This window comes from Sphaerospermopsis kisseleviana CS-549 (assembly GCF_028329225.1).
Classification (GTDB): domain Bacteria; phylum Cyanobacteriota; class Cyanobacteriia; order Cyanobacteriales; family Nostocaceae; genus Sphaerospermopsis; species Sphaerospermopsis kisseleviana.
In genome coordinates, this window is record NZ_JAQMTI010000011.1 from 1 (window position 1) to 1,349 (window position 1,349).

At 34.7% G+C, this 1,349-nt stretch carries 1 protein-coding gene; it reads left to right on the forward strand.

What is annotated here, in order from left to right:
• Positions 1–381: 381 nt before the first annotated feature.
• The gene (locus PN497_RS00585; protein ID WP_096566860.1) at positions 382–876 is read left to right on the forward strand and encodes an NUDIX domain-containing protein; all 495 of its coding nucleotides are present in this window, start codon (positions 382–384) and stop codon (positions 874–876) included.
• Positions 877–1,349: the final 473 nt, after the last annotated feature.

Here is a 1,349-nt window from a genome sequence, read left to right on the forward strand (position 1 = left end):
ACAAAACTATACTTGTATTGACAAAAATCAATATATTTTTAGGAAAAAATCAACTACTTGATATATAATACGGTGATATCAAGTATTGAATTGAGACTATTGCCGACGCGAAAACCAAGCAATGATGGTGGTAGTCTTTTTCAGAAACTTAATTGGAACACAATCGCGTCTGGCTAAGGCGTGAAAGTCTACTGAGGGATAACTGCTCCCATGCTCCCGTTGAAGTAGAAAGTAAAGTCTAGTTTTGTCTAGGTTTTATATAGCAGAATAATAAACCTAATACTTGATAGAGTTGTATAAAAAAAACGAAAATCATCTTTTGTGAGTTACATTTCTATCAAGTGTTCGCCAATTAACAATTACAAAATAAGAATTTGAAGATTGAACATTCTGGCTTTTTTTAGTTCATTAATTAAATCTATTGGTAGCTTATGGCACGTTGGAAAAACAGTATTGGGTATTATTTTTCGCCATCCCATTACTGGTACTAGCGTGATTCCCATTTTACCTGATGGTAGAATTGTTTTGATTCGTCGCAGTGATGATGGTTGTTGGTCTTTACCGGGAGGAATGATAGACTGGGGAGAGGATATTGCTAGTACAGTTTGTCGAGAATTAAAAGAAGAAACTGGACTAGAATTATTAAAAATTCGGCGTTTGGTAGGGGTGTATTCTGCACCAGATAGAGATCCGAGAATTCATTCTATTTGTATTGTGGTGGAAGCAGAAGTACAAGGAGAAATGAAAGTTGAAGATAATTTAGAAGTGTTAGAAATTCAAGCTTTTGATCCTAGTTCTTTACCTCAACCTCAAATGTCTCATGATCACGCTAGACAGTTAGAAGATTATTTACAAGGTTTAACAACTTTGGCATAATTGGTAATTAGTCATTAGTCATTAATTTTCTTTACCAATTAATAAATAAGCTGTTGTGCATTTAATTTATATAAGGTTAACAGGCAAGATGCCTGTTCCACAAGACTTAAGAATATTAAGATTATACAGTTTAGCTGCATGACAGCTTAACTTCAATCTGAAATGCGATCGCTGATCTTGTAGGTTGGGTTAAGGAACAAAACCCAACAAACTATCCCTAAAACTAGCTAAACTGTATAATCAAAAAACCTGAACTTACAGTAGCACAAGCATCTTGCTTGTATTAATTATTCAAGTTAAAGGCACAACAGCTTAACTTCGCTCTAATTTTATTACTGCTATATAAAACCTAGACAAAACTAGACTTTACTTTCTACTTCAACGGGAGCATGGGAGCAGTTATCCCTCAGTAGACTTTCACGCCTTAGCCAGACGCGATTGTGTTCCAATTAAGTTTCTGAAAAAGACTACCA